General features: G+C 31.7%; 22 protein-coding genes and 2 pseudogenes. 4 read left to right on the forward strand and 20 right to left on the reverse strand.

Annotation, left to right across the window (positions count from 1 at the left end; all coding sequences use genetic code 11):
- Positions 1-193: 193 nt before the first annotated feature.
- From U472_RS16860 to U472_RS11045, 12 genes and pseudogenes are all read right to left on the reverse strand, one after another.
- Positions 194-337 (reverse strand): nitroreductase family protein, encoded by a 144-nt coding sequence (locus U472_RS16860; protein ID WP_176714157.1) that lies wholly within the window; start codon positions 335-337, stop codon positions 194-196.
- A 9-nt stretch (positions 338-346) separates the two neighbouring features.
- A complete protein-coding gene (locus tag U472_RS17445; RefSeq protein ID WP_281201099.1) occupies positions 347-475 on the reverse strand; it encodes a hypothetical protein in 129 nt (42 codons plus the stop codon).
- 234 nt (positions 476-709) lie between these two features.
- Entirely contained in the window at positions 710-1,078 is a 369-nt protein-coding gene (locus U472_RS16570) for a hypothetical protein (RefSeq protein ID WP_141677978.1), read from the reverse strand.
- A gap of 481 nt (positions 1,079-1,559) precedes the next feature.
- Positions 1,560-2,108 (reverse strand): cysteine hydrolase family protein, encoded by a 549-nt coding sequence (locus tag U472_RS11005; protein ID WP_068718422.1) that lies wholly within the window; start codon positions 2,106-2,108, stop codon positions 1,560-1,562.
- 83 nt (positions 2,109-2,191) lie between these two features.
- The gene (locus U472_RS11010) at positions 2,192-3,052 is read right to left on the reverse strand and encodes a CPBP family intramembrane glutamic endopeptidase (RefSeq protein ID WP_068718424.1); all 861 of its coding nucleotides are present in this window, start codon (positions 3,050-3,052) and stop codon (positions 2,192-2,194) included.
- Positions 3,053-3,426: 374 nt separating this feature from the next.
- The gene (locus U472_RS11015; RefSeq protein WP_068718426.1) at positions 3,427-3,993 is read right to left on the reverse strand and encodes a cysteine hydrolase family protein; all 567 of its coding nucleotides are present in this window, start codon (positions 3,991-3,993) and stop codon (positions 3,427-3,429) included.
- 417 nt (positions 3,994-4,410) lie between these two features.
- Positions 4,411-5,298, reverse strand: a complete 888-nt coding sequence (locus U472_RS11020; protein ID WP_068718428.1) for an alpha/beta fold hydrolase — start codon at positions 5,296-5,298, stop codon at positions 4,411-4,413.
- A 14-nt stretch (positions 5,299-5,312) separates the two neighbouring features.
- Positions 5,313-6,083: a TetR/AcrR family transcriptional regulator gene (locus tag U472_RS11025; protein WP_068718430.1), complete on the reverse strand. Its 771-nt coding sequence runs from the start codon at positions 6,081-6,083 to the stop codon at positions 5,313-5,315.
- 77 nt (positions 6,084-6,160) lie between these two features.
- Entirely contained in the window at positions 6,161-6,448 is a 288-nt protein-coding gene (locus U472_RS11030; RefSeq protein WP_068718432.1) for a hypothetical protein, read from the reverse strand.
- A 111-nt stretch (positions 6,449-6,559) separates the two neighbouring features.
- Positions 6,560-7,201: pseudogene (locus tag U472_RS11035) on the reverse strand (lactate utilization protein).
- A 298-nt stretch (positions 7,202-7,499) separates the two neighbouring features.
- A complete protein-coding gene (locus U472_RS11040; RefSeq protein WP_068718434.1) occupies positions 7,500-8,144 on the reverse strand; it encodes a TetR/AcrR family transcriptional regulator in 645 nt (214 codons plus the stop codon).
- A gap of 14 nt (positions 8,145-8,158) precedes the next feature.
- Positions 8,159-8,947 (reverse strand): hypothetical protein, encoded by a 789-nt coding sequence (locus U472_RS11045; RefSeq protein ID WP_083189880.1) that lies wholly within the window; start codon positions 8,945-8,947, stop codon positions 8,159-8,161.
- A 117-nt stretch (positions 8,948-9,064) separates the two neighbouring features.
- Between U472_RS11045 and U472_RS11050 the strand changes: the two genes are divergently transcribed.
- On the forward strand, positions 9,065-9,916 hold the full coding sequence (locus U472_RS11050; RefSeq protein ID WP_245684787.1) for an HD domain-containing protein: 852 nt from the start codon (positions 9,065-9,067) through the stop codon (positions 9,914-9,916).
- Positions 9,917-10,261: 345 nt separating this feature from the next.
- On the forward strand, positions 10,262-11,503 hold the full coding sequence (locus tag U472_RS11055; protein ID WP_068718438.1) for an LL-diaminopimelate aminotransferase: 1,242 nt from the start codon (positions 10,262-10,264) through the stop codon (positions 11,501-11,503).
- A 43-nt stretch (positions 11,504-11,546) separates the two neighbouring features.
- Here U472_RS11055 and U472_RS11060 read toward each other — a convergent pair whose 3' ends face one another.
- Both U472_RS11060 and U472_RS11065 read right to left on the reverse strand, forming a co-directional pair.
- Positions 11,547-12,728: an aminotransferase-like domain-containing protein gene (locus tag U472_RS11060; RefSeq protein WP_068718440.1), complete on the reverse strand. Its 1,182-nt coding sequence runs from the start codon at positions 12,726-12,728 to the stop codon at positions 11,547-11,549.
- A gap of 116 nt (positions 12,729-12,844) precedes the next feature.
- A complete protein-coding gene (locus U472_RS11065) occupies positions 12,845-13,408 on the reverse strand; it encodes a helix-turn-helix domain-containing protein (protein WP_068718442.1) in 564 nt (187 codons plus the stop codon).
- Positions 13,409-13,885: 477 nt separating this feature from the next.
- On the opposite strand from U472_RS11065, the gene U472_RS11070 reads away from it, so the two are divergent.
- Positions 13,886-14,638 carry an AzlC family ABC transporter permease gene (locus tag U472_RS11070; RefSeq protein WP_068718444.1) on the forward strand — a complete coding sequence of 251 codons (753 nt, stop codon included), beginning with the start codon at positions 13,886-13,888 and terminating at the stop codon, positions 14,636-14,638.
- Positions 14,631-14,933 carry an AzlD domain-containing protein gene (locus U472_RS11075; RefSeq protein WP_068718904.1) on the forward strand — a complete coding sequence of 101 codons (303 nt, stop codon included), beginning with the start codon at positions 14,631-14,633 and terminating at the stop codon, positions 14,931-14,933. The genes U472_RS11070 and U472_RS11075 overlap by 8 nt, the downstream gene beginning before the upstream one ends.
- Positions 14,934-14,973: 40 nt before the next feature.
- Here U472_RS11075 and U472_RS11080 read toward each other — a convergent pair whose 3' ends face one another.
- From U472_RS11080 to U472_RS11100, 6 genes and pseudogenes are all read right to left on the reverse strand, one after another.
- Complete coding sequence (locus U472_RS11080) at positions 14,974-16,218, reverse strand: dicarboxylate/amino acid:cation symporter (RefSeq protein ID WP_068718446.1); 1,245 nt, start codon at positions 16,216-16,218, stop codon at positions 14,974-14,976.
- Positions 16,219-16,361: 143 nt separating this feature from the next.
- Positions 16,362-17,117, reverse strand: a complete 756-nt coding sequence (locus tag U472_RS11085; RefSeq protein ID WP_141677979.1) for an MFS transporter — start codon at positions 17,115-17,117, stop codon at positions 16,362-16,364.
- A gap of 31 nt (positions 17,118-17,148) precedes the next feature.
- Complete coding sequence (locus U472_RS11090) at positions 17,149-17,511, reverse strand: MFS transporter (protein WP_176714158.1); 363 nt, start codon at positions 17,509-17,511, stop codon at positions 17,149-17,151.
- A 310-nt stretch (positions 17,512-17,821) separates the two neighbouring features.
- Positions 17,822-19,240, reverse strand: a complete 1,419-nt coding sequence (locus U472_RS11095; protein WP_068718453.1) for a carbon starvation CstA family protein — start codon at positions 19,238-19,240, stop codon at positions 17,822-17,824.
- A 259-nt stretch (positions 19,241-19,499) separates the two neighbouring features.
- A pseudogene (locus tag U472_RS17735) lies at positions 19,500-19,990 on the reverse strand (IS701 family transposase); the annotation flags it as partial.
- Positions 19,991-20,049: 59 nt separating this feature from the next.
- Positions 20,050-20,322 carry a transposase gene (locus tag U472_RS11100; RefSeq protein ID WP_068718454.1) on the reverse strand — a complete coding sequence of 91 codons (273 nt, stop codon included), beginning with the start codon at positions 20,320-20,322 and terminating at the stop codon, positions 20,050-20,052.
- Positions 20,323-20,375 lie beyond the last annotated feature (53 nt).

Here is a 20,375-nt window from a genome sequence, read left to right on the forward strand (position 1 = left end):
ATCTTTCCTACTGTGAAGCAACATATATAGTAAATTCTTCTCCATCTACTTGCAATATATCATCGATTTTTTGCTGACTATATGCTGCTATAACACTGCTACCAGCCCCTATTGATTCACTAACCAAATAAAGATTCTAACACATATGACCCGCTTCTAGTGCAATAAGTTTACGAGGGAAGACACTATAATGTTACTCTGACCGATATGGAATTGTAGTCCAGAGAAAAACAACAGCACCTTCTTTAACAAAATTTTGTTCTAAACAAGCATTACTGACCTTTTCTTTCAATTTTTCATCTTCATATATCAACAATAACTTATGTTCAAGAGGCAAATACCTACATCAACCTGTTTTGATTCCTTTCACTTTATTTATACTTAGATATGTTTCAAAAGGGTGACAAGCATCTCCAGATAGTACCTTTCTTAATCTCTTATTATCTTTATCTATCCCTTGTCTTGCCCAGAGCAAATAAGACCACTCTTCCAGATTTAAATATTCATCACTATATTTTCTTCTACTCCCTCTTTAAGCTACCGTATCCTTTAGAGACTTTTCACCAACTTCATATTTATTCACTCCTTAATTAGCTTAGTGCATATCTCATTATAATGATTAGAAATAGTAAATGACCATTATCTACAGAAAAATTAGTCTCACAATAAGAGTGATTAGTTTGTCAACCTTAAAAAATCAATTAACTTTTCATTTATCTTCTCTCCCAATCCAGATTAAATACCCCCAAATATTTGTTATCAATAATTCTGACCTCTTTATATTTTCTTCTGCATATTCAGCATAGTCAAACGGAACAGACTTATCATATTTACTATGAATTATAAACGTTAGAGCTTCAATTTTATAAATTATTTCCCTATCAATCCTATGCTTTAAATCATTAATAAACCCATTATCAGAAGAATACCTATGGTTCATCCTTTTGACCTCTTCTATATCTTCTTCGCTTATTATAGTTATAATCTCTTTTCTATTGATTGTTGAAAATGTTGAAAATTTAGATAAATATAATTTTACAAAAAACTTTAGAAATAAATTATCAAATACTCTAATCATAAACCAAGTTAGTCTCTGTAACTTAGGATTAAAGATAATCTTTGCTACTGTATATACTACATCCTCTTTAGTAAGCTAGGGCTTAGTAACAGCTGACTCCAAAATAATTTTCTTCACTCTATCTTGATACTTTGAAGCTAAATAAAGGACTGTTAATCCCCAGCAGAGATTCAGATGAAAAAGACTCTGCTTAAGATCAAACAAAACAACCATAGCATCTGCTGCTTCTTCAGGACTCTTACCTACAGAAAATGGCGTTCTTCCATAACCTGGTCAGGAAGGAGTTAATATAGAGCATACTGCTTCAATTAAATCTCTATATCTTAATTCTTCTTCACAATTAGAATGGTCACCATGTAGATTCAACATTACTGGTCTATCTCTCCTTGAAGTCTACTCTATAGTAGCATTTGATATATTGACCAGTCTCTTTTCAATCATTCTATCCCACTTTTTTCCTTTAACCATTATGAAGTTTAAGTCACTCTATCCTTTGAATCCATTCATCTGTTGTAATTACTTGACTAAACTTCATTGCTTGAGTTATCAATATAGCCTCATGCAACTCTTTAGCTCTTATCTCACCAACATAATTTGATATATCTAATGTTCCTGTAGCATCAGATAAGAACTCTACTGAATATCCAAGGTGAAATGCTTGCCTTGCAGTAGTATCACAACACATCTGAGTCATGTATCCACTAATAACCAGAGTATCTACTCCTTCATCCTCCAATAATTCCTTCAATTCTGTACCGGTAAAACTACTAGGTAAGTTCTTTTCAATCACATGGCCATAATTTATTTTCAGAATCTCTTCATGCAACTCCCACTCTCTACTTCCTTTCACAAATGCAGTTGCATCACTATCTGAGGCAGTATGTTGAACCAAGATAACTGGAATATCTTGCTTTCTGGCAGCTTCAATTGCTCTAGTTATATTACTTAAGCTCTCTTGTGGGTAAGTAACCGGTAATTTACCAAAAAAGTACTCATTCTGCACATCAATCACTAATAACGCTCTCTTCATTGGACATCTCTCCTCTTTAATATATTTATGTTAATCTTATAAATACTAAGATCTACAGTATTAATCCTATAAAAACAGTTCACTTAATCCTTCCAAGGCTTTACAATATCTAGGTTATATCTCTTAGCTAAATATCTAATAACTAATATACTCAATAATAATAGATTAACTGAAACTACATTCCTATAAACAATAGTAGCATCTAACCCAAAATCAGATCGTATATGCACCATATTTAATATTGTATTGGTCAATACATGGGCAATCCAGGAGGTCCATAAACTGTTCGTTCTATAGTACATATAGCCCCATACAATACCGGTTAAGGTAGTACCTAAGAGTAATAAACTAACAGAAGTCATAAATCCAGCTCCAATATCTACTCCTTCTAATAGGATCTCCTTCAATGGCCATACAAGATGCCATAAACCAAATAATACTCCTTGAATAATGATAGACTTAAAGGCTGTATATCTTGTTAATAATTTAGGAACCAATAGTCCCCTAAAGAGCCCCTCTTCCATGAAAGAGTTAACTATATTCCCCAAAAATAACCACAAACCAAAGATAGCTCCACCAGTAACCCCTTGCTTGGAATCGATAGCCCCAATAATAATCTCAACATCTTGAGATACTGCTCTTGCAACCAGATACTCTACAAGATACGATGCAGTATAGATCAGTAATGTAATCAGAGTACCGATTATGAGATTTAATAATATACTCTTTGAATGTAATCCAATATCTTTTAATCTCTTTCCTGTATATAATATATACATAATAACCAATAGAAAGCCAATCGACTTCGATATTATTATCTCTCCCCATAACTCATCAATCTTTAAGATGAATATATCATTAATTCTAAAGATCAGTGCAACCAATACAACTAGTAAACCTCCAGTAATAGGCCCATTCTTCGATAGATATTTAATTGAATTCATCTTTATTCCCCCTAAGAGTTTAACCCTTATTTAATATATGGATCTCTTTAAACCTCCTAAAACTGATTAATACTATCTTCTAAAGAACGATAGACTAATTCTTTATAATCTAACTTCAGCCTCTCTTTTCTACTCTCACTATTGATAGTATATTCAAAGATAAAGTACTGCTAAAATAATAATAATTGTCACTCCAACCTTTAATGAAATTGTATTTTTTAATGATTTGTTCAATTCTATCACCTCTATCATTAGATTATCTCCTTTTTTCGTATCTTATTAAATAACTAATTTAAACTAAAATACTATTTTAAAAGATATCTTATAAATTTATAAATTAGAAGGACGAACCTGAATGTTCGTCCTTAGATAGATTATTTATTATTTATCTTCTGCACTATATCTGCCATCGTAACAACAGTAGCAAACTCCTTATGCAAATTAGCTAATGAGATTTCATGAACCTCATCTGCTGAAAATTCCTGACCATCATAATTTTTCCTATTAAATGTAGCGGTACCATCTGCTACTAAAAAAGTATTAAAGCCTAAATTACCTGCCATTCTTGTTGTAGTAGAGACACAATGATTAGTCGTTAGGCCACAGATCACTAACTTATCAAATTGATTCTCTCTTAAATAACTTTCAAGCTCTGTTCCTATAAAAGCACTATTTACCCTCTTTTGTATAACCTTTTCTCCTGCTAAAGGCTTAACTTCATCCTTAAACTCACAACCTGGCTGTCCTGGTCTTAATGGAGAAGTCTCACTTTGTGATAGATGCTGTACATGAATAACAGGATAATCTCTTTCCCTCCACATATCTAATAAACTACTTATCTTTTCTTCTGCATCTAAATTATTTCTTGTCCCCCACTTTAAATCTTCAAATGCCTTCTGTACATCAATAATTAATAATACTGGATTTTTACCTAAATTCATATTTTCTCACTCCCTAAATTAATTTTTTATATAAAACTTCCGAAATTTTATGAATAGATAATATAACTGGAACTAATATGACAATTTCAAATATACTACTAACTAGAATAGAATTTAACGTAATCAAATTATTTTCTACCAACCTAAAAAATAAATATGAACTCAAAAAAACAGCCAAAGCAAACTAGGGAGTAGAAATATTTGTCAACTTATTAACTTTTCTTTCTAAAAGACTTGGAATCTTGTTTTGAATAAAATCAAGATTCTTCTCTAACCAAGGAACTAATAAGATAACTTCCTCTGGTAATAGCCATATTAACGTATTAAGGCTAATCTCATCAAATATAAATATCTCAATTTCTCCTTAAATATTATTTACTATCTAAAATATAAATTATTTATCTTTGAATTCTAAAATTATTTAGTTAATTTAGAGATTATCTCTTCATAATGATTAAAAAATAATAAATGGCCATCGTTTGCACAAAACTCAGCTTCACAATTAGGAAGATGTTCTTCTAAGTATTTTCCCATGGATATTGGAACATTTTTATCTTTAACTCCTTGCCATAAATATATCTTAGTCTTAATTTCTTCTAGTTTAAACCCCCACGGTCTTACAACTGACTTTAAGTCTGAAACATGTCCATTCACGCTCTTACGATAATATTCATTCATATCTTCTAAATATATCTTTCTAACTTCTGATCTTCTCACTATTTCTTGATCAGGCTTAGCATAAGAATCCATAGATTTATCTAACACCTTTTCTGCATCCTTTTTTATTCCCTTCTCAAAGGTCTGTCTAATTAAAAAAGGAAGAAAAAAAGGAACATGTTTAGCAACCCAAAAACCAATTCTATTAAATAACGACATCCCCTCAGATAAATCCGGTGCAATATATTGATTAAGATAACTGCTAATTAAAGCCCCAGAAATTATTCTATCAGACATCTTATAAGCACAAGCCAATACATATGGGCCACCTCCAGATACACCTGCCATAGAAAATTTATCAATCTTCAAATAATCAGTTAATTGAGCTATATCATCAGCCCAGTCTAATAAAGTTCTATTAGGCTTAGAATCAGAAAGACCATATCCCGGTCGGTCAACATTGATTATACGGATTCCTAATGAATCTGCAATTGCATCATAGTTAGGATGTCGAAATAACCTAGCTCCAGGTGTTCCATGAAAAAAGAAAACTGGTTTTCCTTCCCTGTCCCCAAATTCAATAAATCCTAAAGAACGTCCATCTTTTAATTCAATCGTTTTACTTTCAATAGCTTTTAAATCAGACATAATATCAACTCCTATTATTTGGGTGAAATTCCATTCCATAATATTTTACTTAGTTGTGAAGCTGAAGATATAGATTTTGTTTGATCTGAATATACAATCCAATGCATAATTAAACCATCTAATAGAGCAGGAATAACTGTAGCTATCATACCAGGATATATATCACCTGATATATATCCTGATTCTTGCAATTGATAAAATATTTCAGTTAGTTCTTGTTTAAAGTGTCGATATGATTGAGTAAGTTGTGTTTTAATTTCTGGATTCTTACTATGAGCAAAAAATTCTAATAATAGTTTAGACCATTCTGAGTTAGTTTCTATAAAATCAAGTTGTTTTTGGATAACGTCATTAAGCTGCTTTTCTTGATTAGCAGAACTTAAAGCTGTTTTAATTTCTTCTAGAACAAAAGAAACTTGATCTTCAATATGATGATTAAAAATAGAGATAAATAAATCTTCTTTACTATTAAAATGAGAATAGATTGCTCCTTTAGTCATTCCTGCTTTATCTGCTATATTATCTAAAGTTGCTTGATTATAACCTAACTGAGCAAAGGTCTGATAAGCAGAATTTATAATTTGTGTTTTGATATCTAAATCTTCTTTATTGTCTATAATTTTTTCTTTGCTCAAAATTTCAATTAGTTCTTCTTTACTATTAAAATAGCGATAGACTGACTGGCGACTTACTTTAGCTTCTTTAGCAATTTTGGTAATAGATAATTGATGTTTGGGTTCTTTTTTTAATAATCGTTTTGCAGCATTCAAAATTAGTTTGCGCAATAGAAGACCTCCTTATATAGATCATTGTTACAAATGATACTTACTGGTATCTAGTGTAACAGAGGGTAGTCTTATTGTCAAGATTTATTTTCAATGGTCATATTTTTAATTAATTGAGCTATTTTTTTAATCCCCATTTTAAACCTTGTAAAGAAGCATAAGAAAATGATGTTCTTATATTTCTTTTTAATCATTTCAATAGGTATAATTCCCTCCTTATCTATTGATAATCCTTTTAAATTAATTCCTGCTGATTGAAAGACATAAATAAACTTTAAATATGATGGTTTTTCTATAAATACTGTTGATCCAGGATGTAAAATTCCAACAGAAATTAATTGAAGTACTTGAATAGACTCTGACACAATTAATATCGAATCTGGTGCAGCCTCTATATTAAATTTTTTTAATATTGACTAATTATTCTCCTTAGAGGTTGTTAAATAACTTTTAAAATTTATCTTGATTAATAATCTCTAATATCCTAACTCTTCATTTATTATAATAACCTTAATTCTATTTTTCTTTAACTGCCGTTTTATTATTGTATAATTATTGCATATCCTATCCTCTGATTGACAATCTACACAATAACCAATTTTTGTACAGGGAGTATTCTTATTGAGTCGTTTAGCATCTATCGGTCCTGCTATATTCTTAACTCGATTTTTAGCCTCCTCTAAATCTTTAACTATCTTATTCTTACCTGCTACCACTATTACTTTCTTAGGACCAAAGATCATTGCAGCTACTCTATTTCCATAACCATCTACATTATACAACTCTCCATCTTCTGTAATTGCATTTGTACTACATAAAAAAGCATCAGCACTAAATCATCTTGCATATAAATCATCTTTCTCTTCTCTTGTTAAATCTTCTTGATATTTATCTAGAAAATCATAATTACCAGCCCTTAATAGATCAATAATTCCCGTCTCAAATAATGTCACAGAATCTCCAACTCCAACAATAGACTTGTCGGGAATTAATTTTTTTATCTTATCTATCAATTCCTCCCTAGTATTTACATAAAAGCCTTCCATATTATTCTGTTCTAATCTTTTTAAAAGCCTATCAACTCTTAAAGATTGATGCCATTCTAAATTTCTATCCATGTATTATCCACCTCTCATTAATTAATATCTGAAGGAATAGTAAAATTGATACAATAGAAAGATATTGCGATATTTTAGGTGTTAAGAATTAGGTGCTAGGTTGTAGTAAACCCTAACACCCAACACCTAGTACCTATAAAATATCACTCTATACCCATTAAATGATACTATTTATATAAGATTCAACTAGCACAATAGATAATAAGCATATCCAATATCAATACTGGTATATGCTTTTCTTTAACCCTTTTACTACATTATTGTTAGTTTTTATACCATAAATAGTTGAATAAACTTTTCATTTCTTTTTTATACTCCTTTTGATAAAGTCAAAATTGGCTGTAACTATTTCTTTTACGTTCTTATTATGATATCCTTCTATATACCTTTTTTTCTTAGCTATTAAAGTATTAATACCCACTATATTAGCCCAAAGAGCTATCGCTGTATCAATAACATCTATATCACTTCTAATACTTCCATCTTTTATCCCTTCTTTAACCACTTGCAACAAAAGTTTAAATATTTTTTCACCTTCTTCATAACATTGAATTGTAACCCTATCTTTAGCCTCTAAATCCTCTTTTTGTGTCTCATAATTCACCACTGCCTCAAAGTAATTTGGATACCTTTGATATAATTCAATAAATGATCTTCCCATTGTTTCAACCTTTTCCAAACCTGTTGCAGAAACAATTTCTTTAAAACCCTTATTGGTTAATTCAATTAGTTTTTTAAATCCTCGTAAGACTATTGCTAAATATAACTGTTTTTTGCTATCAAAATAAACATAAATAGTCCGTTTACTAAAATCAGCTTCCTTAGCCACTTCAGTCATTGTTGTATTCTCATATCCTTTAGAAAAAAATAATCTTTCAGCAGCATCAATAATTTCATTTTCTGTAAGCTCTTTATTTTTCTCTCTTTTTGACTTTACAGCCATCAAACCACTCCTTATTATCTTATTTCAACGCTAATATCCTTAATAATACCCTTAGCAGTTGTTAATTTAGAAAGGTCTGGATATAGTTTACCATTCTCTCCATTAGGACTACTATGTCCAATAGCTTGTAATGAATAAAACTTTTTATCTCCTTTTAAATTAACAGTTGTAGCATAAACTATTGCTGGTTGACCACTTCCCCATTCTCCTCCTGAATAATTAGCATCTCCTTTTTTAGCATCTTTAGGATAATATTTATTAAAATCAGTTGAATTATTAATCTCCACTTTAAGAATAACCTTATTATACTTCTCTTCAATCTTGCTAAGTAATTCAAAACCAGCTTCAGGGGTAGCTGAAGTAATCACATCAGCTACTGGCTTCTCTTTAGTAGGTAAATATAATCCATCACCATACTTTACATTGCGTTGATAGGTCCAATGTGGTAGAGAAGATTTTCTTCTTATCTTTTCTTTAGGAGTTGAATCTCCAGGGGCTTTCTGCCAAGATTGAGTAGCAGTTTTTTCAGTAACATACAAAGTATCCAAATAATCACCTTCTAAATCCTCAATCCAAACTGCAATCTGAGGAGTCGTCTTAATCTTAAAAAATGGTAGCCATGGAAGTAAAGGTAATCTATGATTCCAATGTTCTCCCTCTTTAATTTCTAATCTAATCTCCTTACCTCCTACATCTTTTCTAGTTGTAATTGTTGACCTTTTTGAAGCATTACTCATTACAGAAAAAACAAAAGAAATTACAATAATCAAACTGAAAACTAATCCTTTTTTAATTTTATTCATTTAAATCCCTCCTAATATAAAACATTATATTTTAGTTAAAAAGTAAACCATTGGTTTACTTTTTATATTACTATACAAATTTTAAATTGTCAATAAAATTTTATGAGGATTTTATTCTTGATTAAAGGAAAAATCAAGGATAGAATTATATTAGCTTATAACTTAAATAGAAAGGAGCTTTCCATGAATAAAGAAATCTTTGAGTCATTAAAAATATGGTTTGATAATTATACTAAGCAATTCTCTTTTGCAAATCCTAATGAACAAGAAAATATCGACTTAAAATATAAACATAGTTATGAAGTTTGCAAATTTATCATAAAAATAGCTAAATCTTTGCCATTGAATAAAAGTCAGCTATATACTGCTAAAGTCATCGCCTTATTCCATGATTTGGGTAGATTTGAACAATATGCTAAGTATAAAACCTTTTCAGATACTAAATCAGAAGACCATGCTAAACTCGGAGTTAAAATTTTAAAGGAAAATGAAGTTTTAGCCCTAGTTAATGATACTACTGCCCAAATAATTTTAAAAGCAATTTCTTATCACAACAAGGTACAGCTACCGACTGATGAAAGTGAAGAATGTTTATTTTATACTAAATTGATTCGAGATGCTGATAAATTAGATATTTGGCGAGTAGTACTTGAAAATTATAACAGCAAATCTAGAAATAAAACCGTTGGACTAGGCTTAGCTGATACAACAGAAATTTCTACTAATGTATATAATCAAGTAATGAATAGAGAAGTTGTTAGGTATGAAAATTTAAAGTCCTTAAATGATTTTAAACTAATACAGATAGGTTGGGTCTATGATATTAATTTTCAAAAAAGTTTTGAAATTATTAAGGATAAACAGTATATTGAGCAATTATTTAAAACATTGCCTAATTCAAAGAAATTAGCTGACCTTCATTGTAGAATTAACGCTTATTTGGGGGAAAAATTGGGGGAGCAAATTTGACGCTTTAGATAGTGCGACACTTTTAGTGACACAGTCGTGATTCGTGTGCTATAAGCTATGAGCTAGTTCAAAATCTTTGGAACTTAGACTTAAAAACTCAAAAGAAAACTTGGTTTTAAAAGTTTTTAAATTTTAGTATTTGATTTAACTCACGACTGACAGCTCATGGCTCATAGCTAAGACACTGAAAGTATCGTAATATACCCATTAAGTTTCACTTTTAAAACTAAATAATAACTATTTTCAATAATCAGTTGATTTACAAGCGAGAAATCTATATAATAAATATTGAAGAAATATAGATAATATTAATGAAACCATGTATTGAGAAGGGAGAATTGAATTATGACAGAAGAAAGCTACATACAGAATCTATTTGCTGAGAGAATTGGAGGAAGTAAGTTCGGTAAAGATACTACAATCTACAAATTTGAAAAAATTAAAAGAGCTAAAAGAGCTGCTAAGGCAGAGCATCCTAATATAGAGTTAATTGACATGGGTGTTGGTGAGCCAGATTGGATGGCTGATAAAGAAGTAGTAGAGACATTATATGCAGAAGCTCAAAAACCAGAGAACCGTTTCTATTCTGATAATGGTATTGTTGAATTTAAAGAAGCTGCTGCTGAATATATGGAGAATGTATTTGGTGTAAGTGGATTAGACCCAGAGACTGAGATTAATCATTCTATCGGTTCTAAACCAGCTTTAGCAATGTTACCAAGTGCCTTTATTAACCCTGGAGATATCACTATTATGACAGTTCCAGGTTACCCAGTAATGGGAACTCATACAAAATGGTTAGGTGGAGAAGTTGTTAACCTTCCATTACTTAAAGAGAATAACTTCTTACCTGATTTAAGTACTTTAACTGAAGATCAGAAGAAGAGAGCAAAATTATTATACTTAAACTATCCTAACAACCCAACAGGAGCTAGTGCTAACAGAGAGTTCTTTGAATCAGTAATTGAATTTGCTAAAGAGAATAACATCATCGTAATCCATGATGCTGCTTATGCAGGGTTAGTATTTGATGATAACAAGCCTTTAAGCTTCTTATCAATTCCTGGTGCTAAAGAGGTAGGTATTGAGATTCAATCATTATCTAAATCCTTTAATATGACTGGATGGAGAATGGCCTTTGTAGCAGGTAATGCTAAAGTAGTTAAAGCCTTTGCTACAGTTAAGGATAATAATGACTCTGGACAGTTCATTCCAATCCAACTTGCAGGAGCTTATGCACTAAGACATCCAGAGATTACTGAAAAGACTGCTGAAAAGTACTCTCGTCGCCATGAATTATTGGCTGAGGCTCTAAAAGAGGTTGGTTTTGATGCAGTAAAACCTAAAGGTTCTTTCTACTTATATGTAGAGATTCCTAAAGGAACTAAGAGTGGAGCAAAATTTGCCAATGCTGAAGAGTTCTCTCAATTCCTAATTAAAGAGAAGTTAATCTCTACAGTACCTTGGGATGATGCAGGACACTTCGTTCGTTTCTCTGTTACTTTTGTGGCAGAAGATGAAGAGGATGAAAAAAGAGTTCTGGCAGAAGTTAAGAAGAGATTATCTGATATTGAATTTATATTTTAATAAATTAGCCCCGCAACTGCGGGGCTTTTACTTTATATAATCATCAATTAATCGCTCTTTTAATAACTTTAGCCAAAGATTTTATTCCTTCTTCAATCTTCTCCTCAGCTACATTTGAATAGTTTAATCTCAAAGTATTCTTTCCTTGACCATTAACATAAAAAGGACTACCCGGAACAAAAGCAACCTTCTCCTTGATAGCCATATCAAATAACTCTAAAGAGGATAGCTCTTTAGGTAATGTAATCCATAAGAACATTCCTCCCTCTGGTTCAGTAAAGCTTATTTCTGGGGGGAAATATTCTTTGATGCTATTAACCATCATCTCCCTTTGCCGTCCATAAACCTCTTTGATTCTACTTATATGTTGATCAATATCATTATCAATCAAATATTGATAGATTACTCTCTGGGCAAAGTAATTACTATGTAAATCTGAAGCCTGTTTTGCTACTATAGCCTTCTCCATCTTATCCATACTCATAACTACCCAACCTAACCTAAAGGCAGGAGCAACTATTTTAGAGAAAGATCCCAATAAAATAGTGTTATCTTTAAGATAATTTTTTATTAATGGGATATCTTCGCCGATAAATCTTAGTTCACCATAAGGATCATCTTCTACAAAGATAGTATTACTCTCTTCTAAAAGCTTAGCTACCGCTCTTCTCTTGTTATCACTATAAGTTATACCAGAAGGATTCTGAAAGTTTGGTACACCATAAAATAACTTACAATCATTTTCTGCCAAAGTATCCTTTAAAACCTCAAGATCAACTCCATCTTCTAATAATGGTACTGAATTAAATTTAGGTCTATAGAATGAAAATGACTGAATTGCACCTAAATATCCTGGCTCCTCTATAATAAGTCCATCACCTTCATTTAAGAAGGTCTTTCCTATTAAATCCAGCCCTTGCTGAGATCCATTAGTAATCAATATCTGCTCAGGACTAATTTTCAGACCTTGCTTTTTAAAATACCTATCAGCAATATACTCCCTTAAAGGAAGGTATCCTTCTGTAGTACTATACTGTAAAACATTAGTACCATCCTCTGCTAATACTTTGTTAGATGCTTCCTTAATCTCTTCTACTGGAAAAAACTCTGGATTTGGTAGTCCACCAGCAAAGGAGATGATTTCTGGATTATCTATCACCTTCAATATCTCCCTGATAAAGGACTTAGGAATATCATTAATTCTCTTAGCAAATAAACTTCTCACTACTCACTCCTCCTTAAACTTATAAAATACTTTTTGTGTAATATAATATGTAGTTGTGCATTATATTGTATTAAGAGAAAGGAAAATTGTCAATATAAATTCTAAATAAACAGTATTTAATAACCAATTAGTGGGTAATTAACCAAAACATGAGCTTTAACCAAAAAGTCTGTGCTATTACGATAAGTATGTACTCTATCAGCTGCAAAGAATATAGCATCTCCTTCTTTAATCATATATATATTATCATTAATTATCATCTCTAAAACACCTCTAGATACAACAATATACTCTTCTACACCTCTGGAATGTGCTTCAGATTTATATCCATACTGGGGTTCAACCTCTATATTATATAGTTCAAACTTCTTTTCTTGATCAAAAGTAAATAATGGGTAGACTCTATACTTACCATCACCTTCAAGAAGAGGTCTAGTATTATCTCTAGAAATAACAGTTACCTTCTCTCTATCCTCTTCGATAAAATAAGAGAAAGAAACATCAAGACCTTTAGCAATCTTCCACATAGTATTAACCGTTGGATTTGATTCATTTCTTTCAATTTGACCAAGCATCGACTTACTTACCCCAGTCATCTTTTCAAGTTCACTTAAACTAAGATTCCTTTTTGTTCTTATCTGGCGCAACTTTATTCCTATACTAAGATTTATATCACTCATTAAACAGCCTCCTTTTCTAATAAAAATTCCTCTTGTATATTATAACATATTTTAGTATAATATATTACAATAGATTTTTGTGTTGTATAAAATACAATTATGCAATATAATATACAAGTTTATGATAAAATTTAAATATGATATTATATAGAGATATTGCAACACTTTTCACACCTCACCCTAGCCTTTCAGGGTTTAGCAACCCTTCATACACAACTGGTCTCTCCTATTCTTAGGAGAGGGAACAAAGAAGAAAAACAGTTCCCCCTCTCATTAGTCAAAGAGAGACTGGTTGTGTACGAAGAGTAATTGAACTGTATTACTCGTAGGGGGATTAAGGGGTGAGGTGTGAGCTTTTGAATTTAACTATCCACTATCAACTTTACACTATACACTGAAGTAAAAACTGTCTCAATATATTTATTAAATCTCATTTTCAATTTATACATGTTATAAAGAAAGGAAGTGTTAATAAATATGAATAATAATGAAAATACCTCACTTCTCAGAAAGGAGCTTTCTCTAAACAAATCCCCTTTCTTCTCTGGAATTAAAGCTGGAATTCCTATAGCTATTGGCTATATCCCTATCGCTATTGCCTTTGGCTTACTTGCTAAAAGCAACAATATCCCTAATCATATCAGTATTGCTATGTCCTTAATAGTCTTTGCAGGAGCAAGCCAGTTTATCGCTGTCAACTTATTATCCTTAATCACAGGTTACCCCGAGATTATTATGACGACTTTTATCATTAATTTGAGGCATTTTCTCATGACTGCCTCTTTGTCCCAAAAGTTGCGAGATGATCTATCGAAAAAATCCCTTTTATTGCTATCCTTTGGAGTTACTGATGAGACCTTTGCTATGGCATCTTTACATAAAGGAAAACTTGAAGGTAACTTTATGCTGGGGTTGAACTTGATAGCTTATTTGGCCTGGACTGGTGGAACAGCAGTGGGAGTCTTCTTAGGAGCAGGGCTGCCAGCAATAATCCAAAGTAGTATGGGAATTGCCCTTTATGTAATGTTTATCGGATTACTAATTCCAAGTGTTAAAAAATCTAATCCCCTATTGATAGTTGCTTTTATAGCCCTTGGAATCAGTTCTATCCTGTATTATTTTCCAATTTTTGAGGGATTCTCAGCAGGATGGACTATAATTATTACTACAATAATTGCTTCCATCATTGGTGCTATTTTATTCCCAGAGGATGGTGATAATGATGAATAATATCTGGCTACTCTTATTAGGGATGGGAGCTGTTACTTATATACCTAGGATGCTACCAATGATTTTTTTACAAAATATCAAACCCTCCCCTTTTCTCAAACGGGTTCTAGAGTTTATTCCGGTAGCCGCCTTGAGTGCATTGATATTCCCAGGGATTATCTACTCTACTGATAGTATTGCTTCAGCTATTACAGGAGGAATTATCGCTCTTTTATTGGCATGGCTTGAAGTTGATTTACTAGTGGTAGTAAGTGGAGGAATTGGGGGAGTATTATTAATAGAGCTATTATTATAATAAAGAGCCTTTTTCAATTGAAAAAGGCTCTTTATTACCTTTAAGCATTTGCAGTTTTAGAATTACCAATCTCTAAATCAATCTCTCCTTCTGAGGAAGCTACTATTACAGTTGCTGCACTATCACCAGTTATATTGGTAACGGTACGAGCCATATCCAAGATACGGTCAATTCCTGCAATTAGTGCAACCCCTTCTAAAGGTAGACCAACACTCTTTAGGGTAAGGGTCAACATAATTAAACCTGCTGATGGTACTCCAGCGGTTCCAATTGAAGCTAAAGTTGCTGTCAATACTACAGTAAGCTGTTGGGCAAGACTTAACTCCATCCCATATACTTGTGCTACAAATAATGCACAGACCCCTTGATAAAGTGCTGTTCCATCCATATTGATAGTAGCTCCTAGTGGTAAGACGAAACTACTGATTTTATCAGAAACACCTAAATTATCCCTACAGCACTTGGTAGTAACAGGCAAAGTACCAGAACTACTACAGGTACTAAAAGCAAAGATTTGGGCACTAGCAATACCTTTAAAGAATCTTCTGATACTCAAATTACTAAAGAGCTTAATTGCTCCTCCATAAGTAATGATCCAATGGATTAAACAGCCAAGATAGATAGCAATAATTACTTTTAATAATGGCAATAACACAGCCAAACCAAAAGAACCGACTACAGAAGCTATTAAAGCCAAGATACCATAAGGAGCAAACTCCATCACTATAGCAGTTAATTTATACATAATTTCAGCAAAGGAATCAAAAAAGGTTAAGACAGGTTCCCCCTTATCACCGATTAAGGAGATTGTCACACCTATAAATAAAGCAAAAACAATAATCTGTAGCATATTTCCTTGCTGTAAGGCTACAATAGGATTCTTAGGTACAATATTAATTAAAGTTTGGCTCAATGGAGGTGCTTCTTTAGCCTCCATTGATACATTGCCTACATCTAAATTCAACTCAACACCTGGCTGAATCAGATTTCCTAATATTAAACCAATAATTACAGCAAAGGCTGTTGTACATAAATAAAAGGCAATGGTCTTGCTTCCAATCCTCCCTAAACTTTTAGGGTCACCTACACTAGCTGCCCCTACGATTAAAGAAGAAAAGACCAGAGGAATAATCACCATCCTGATAAGTCTGATAAACAGTTGCCCTATAGGCTCAATAGCTGTAGTCTTTTCACCAAAAATTACCCCAACAATTACTCCTAAGACTAAACCAATTAAAATCTTAGTATGTAGCTCTAGATTATTCCATTTTTTTAATACTAACATAAGAAACCCCCCTAATTTTTTAACCCTCTTATTCACTCAATAGTTTATAAAATTATAGGTTTATTAAATATATATTATACTAATTAATGCTATATGAATAACATTAATTAGAGGAAAATAAAAAAAGGGCTTTCGCCCCTTTCTTAAATACTATATTTTAACTCTTTATTTTCAATTTTAAGAAATGACTTAACCAAAAGAATGATACCTATTAAATAAATGAAAAAAGTTAAGAAATATGTTAGATTATAATCATAATTGGTAACTAACCAACCTGCTAATACTGAGCTACTACTTTTAGCAATACTATTACTTGTTCTCATTAAGCTACTAGTTATTGTATGTTGTGAATTAGTTGTAATCTCCATAGCAAAATCAAAGGTAATAGGAAAAGAGATACCAGCAATAGCAAAATTAGGGATTGACACAATTGCTAATAAAGATGGCAATGATGTAATTTGTGTAATTCCAACTGACCTTACTTTACCTACCTTTCTAATCAATAAAGGGGTAAATAATAAAACAAGGACTCTTATTATTTGGTACAAGAACATAATAGTACCTGCTTGTCCAGTAGAAGCACCTAAATTATTAACTAGAAAGATACTGAAGAAAGGTACAATTAAATCTCCTCCTGCTCTTAATAGAAATTGGCATAAACTCAGCTTACCTATTTGCTCCTTTTTAATTCCTGTCACAATATCAAATTTTGCCTCTTTAGTATCTGTTTTTATTGGCTTCTCTTCCTTGATATGACTGATTGGAATAGTAGATAAAAATGAGATCCCCCCTAATGTAAGTAATACATATTTATAGGATATTAATTGAGTTTTTTCACCAATTACTAGTATTTTTATAAATATTGCAGGCAAAAAACCTACCAATAAGCTACCTAACATCTCAGCTACTGTGATAGACAAGAAATTAAAGCTAAATAACTCCTCTCTCTTCTGGACTACTGTTATCAGACAAAAATGGTCCAATAATTACAAATAGAATAGCAAAAGCACTACCGTAAATAGAACTGGCAATCAAGATTATAAACTTATCAGATGTTACTCCTTGCACAGTTACTGAAAATCCAGCTAAAACTCCTGCCAAAGCTAATATTCTCTTGGCTCCTAATTTTTCAATTAATATTCCAGCTGGAATGGCTAATAATCCCGTAGCTAACATTCTGACTCCTGCTACCAGTCGAAAGAAATCCTCACTAAACCTTAACTCTAAAATATACAATCCTAAAATTACCTGTATCGCACCTAGAGTGATAAAATTAAGTATACTACACTCCAAAAAAATTCTTGCATTACTTGAGAAGTCTTTTCCACTTATGCGTTTCATGAATTTTAGTATTGTTTTTAGTATAATCTCTCCAATAATTAATTGTTGCAAATAATCATAACATATTAATCAAAAAATTAACCATTAAAAAGATCTCCCTCCTTCTATTCTCAGCCAAAAAACCCTTATAAGTTAATTAGATAGATAGACCATACAATTAATCTATTTTTGATTCTTCTGTAATCTATACGTATAATAAAAAAACTAAGGAGCAATATTGCTCCTTAATTTTTTATTAATTCTTATACAATTTTCAATTTAATTATGCTGCTGCCTTGACATCATCTTTTTTCTTCTCTTGTTTAACTAAGAATACTGTTAATGCTCCAATAGCTGCCAAGATACCAACTATTGTTGAAATTGGACCTTGAATTCCAAAACCTTCTGGTGCAATAATAATATAAGAGATAGAGACTGCTGTCATAAAGGTTGCTGGGATAGTAGCAATCCAGTGGCATTTACCATGTTGTAGTAAATAAGCTGCTCCAGCCCATAAAGCAATCATCGCCAAAGTCTGATTAGACCAAGCAAAGTAACGCCAGATAATACTAAAATCCATTTGGGATAGTACAATTCCTACTACAAATAGAGGAATAGCTAACTTAAATCTGTTAGTTTTTTCTGATTGTTCTAAATTAAAGATATCAGCTAAAATCAATCTAGCACTACGGAAAGCAGTATCACCAGAACTGATTGGTAAAGCCACAACTCCTAGCATTGCTAGAATACCACCAGTTAACCCTAACATATTATCACTGATTAACTTAACAATTCCTGCTGGTCCTCCATTTTCAGCCATTGTAGCTGCTAAACCTTCAGTTCCTCCAAAGAAAGTCATAGCTGCTGCTGCCCAAATTAAGGCAATCACACCTTCAGCGATCATCGCTCCATAAAATACTCTTCTTCCATCCTTTTCATTCTCTAAACAACGAGCCATTAGTGGTGATTGAGTAGCATGGAAACCACTAATTGCACCACAAGCAATTGTTACAAATAGCATTGGCCACATTGGTAGTCCATCAGGATGAAGGTTTGTTAAAGTAATCTCTGGAATTTGATATTCTCCAAAGACAAGTCCTCCACCGATACCAATTGCCATAATCAATAATGAACCACCTAAAACGGGATAAAATTTAGCAATAATCTTATCTACTGGTAATACGGTAGCCAAGAAGTAATAAACGATAATAATCGCTAACCAGAGATTAAGATTCATGCCAGTCATATTTGCCAACAGACCAGCTGGACCAGTCATAAATACGGTACCAACTAAGACCAATAATACTATAGAGAAGAGTCGCATAAATTTACGAGCACCTTCGCCTAAATACTCTCCAACAATCTCAGAAATACTTGCTCCTTCATTACGAATAGATAGCATCCCTGCTAAGTAATCGTGGACAGCCCCAGCAAAGATAGACCCAAATACTATCCATAAAAATGCTGCTGGTCCAAATAAAGCACCGGCAATTGCTCCAAAGATAGGTCCTAACCCAGCAATATTCAACAACTGAATTAAAAAGACACGCGCCCAATTAATCGGTACATAGTCAATTCCATCCTCTTTCACATAAGCTGGAGTCTCTCTATCTTCATCAACCCCAAAGATTCTTTCTACGACTTTACCATAAATTACATAACCTACAACTAATGCAATTAATGAGATAATAAAAGATAACATATTATATCTCCCCCTTCAAATTTTAGAATGTTAACTGGTTATAGGGGTTATAAACTTATTGCTAACTATAGTTAAATTATAAAATAGATCTGTCATTTTGATAAGCAATTTACTCTAAATAACAGAAATTAAGGGTTCAATTGCACTATATTATTCTAAGTTGTATTGAGATTAACTAAATGTATCAATCTAATTATTTAGACTAAATTTAAATAATTCTATATAGTTATAAAGAGATACCACTACTTTAGAAGTTTGATTATGCAATCTTATCATCTCGTAAAAAAGATTTAATAGCTTTTTTGACCTTAGAATAAATTTTACTATTTTCGAGTGAAGATACAAAACTATTTAAAATTAATTCTTTAGTAAGCCTATCAGCTATAATCCTTTTTATTACTTGAGGACTTTTGAATTTATGTTGCTCAAATTTTTGGTCTATAAAGGGGAGAATTGAAACAAAAGTATAGCTTATAGCAAATAAATTAACGTATCTTTTTATAGCTTTTTGTTTTGTACTATATAGTTACCAAAAGATCAGAAAAATTTATGCTGATAAAAGATAACTTCTATATTTCACCAAATACTATAAGCAGATAATAAAATTTGTTTAAAATCAGTATTATCATATTTGTTTTTCCTGATATTATGATTCTTAAAAATATTAATCTCATCTGAATTAATGGTAGAAATAAATAGTCTTGTAGAAGAAAATTCATCAATATCCTTAGTTGTAACTGTAATATATAATGATTTAACACTATACTTATCTTTATTATCATCAATGAAGGTATCTAACTGCTTGTCATCTACTTTTGTGCGAATATGGTTAAGGTCTTTTTTAAAATCTCTGCTTCCTGTTTAAGTCTTTGATTTTCTTTTTTTATAGCTAATAATTCTTTATAAGTAACACTAGTATTTTCATCAACCTCTATTTCTGTATAGAGTTCAATCCAATTATCTATAGAAATTCTAGAAACACCATATTCGCTAGCAAGCTTTGATTTAGATTTACCTGATTGATATAACTCTACAATCATTTGTTTAAAATCTTCAGTATATTTTTTACCTGTTGATCCCATATGGATACACCCTTTCTCAGTTTATATTTTATAATCTTCAACTAAGTGTGTCC

It is taken from the genome of Orenia metallireducens, from assembly GCF_001693735.1.
Taxonomy (GTDB): domain Bacteria; phylum Bacillota; class Halanaerobiia; order Halobacteroidales; family Halobacteroidaceae; genus Orenia; species Orenia metallireducens.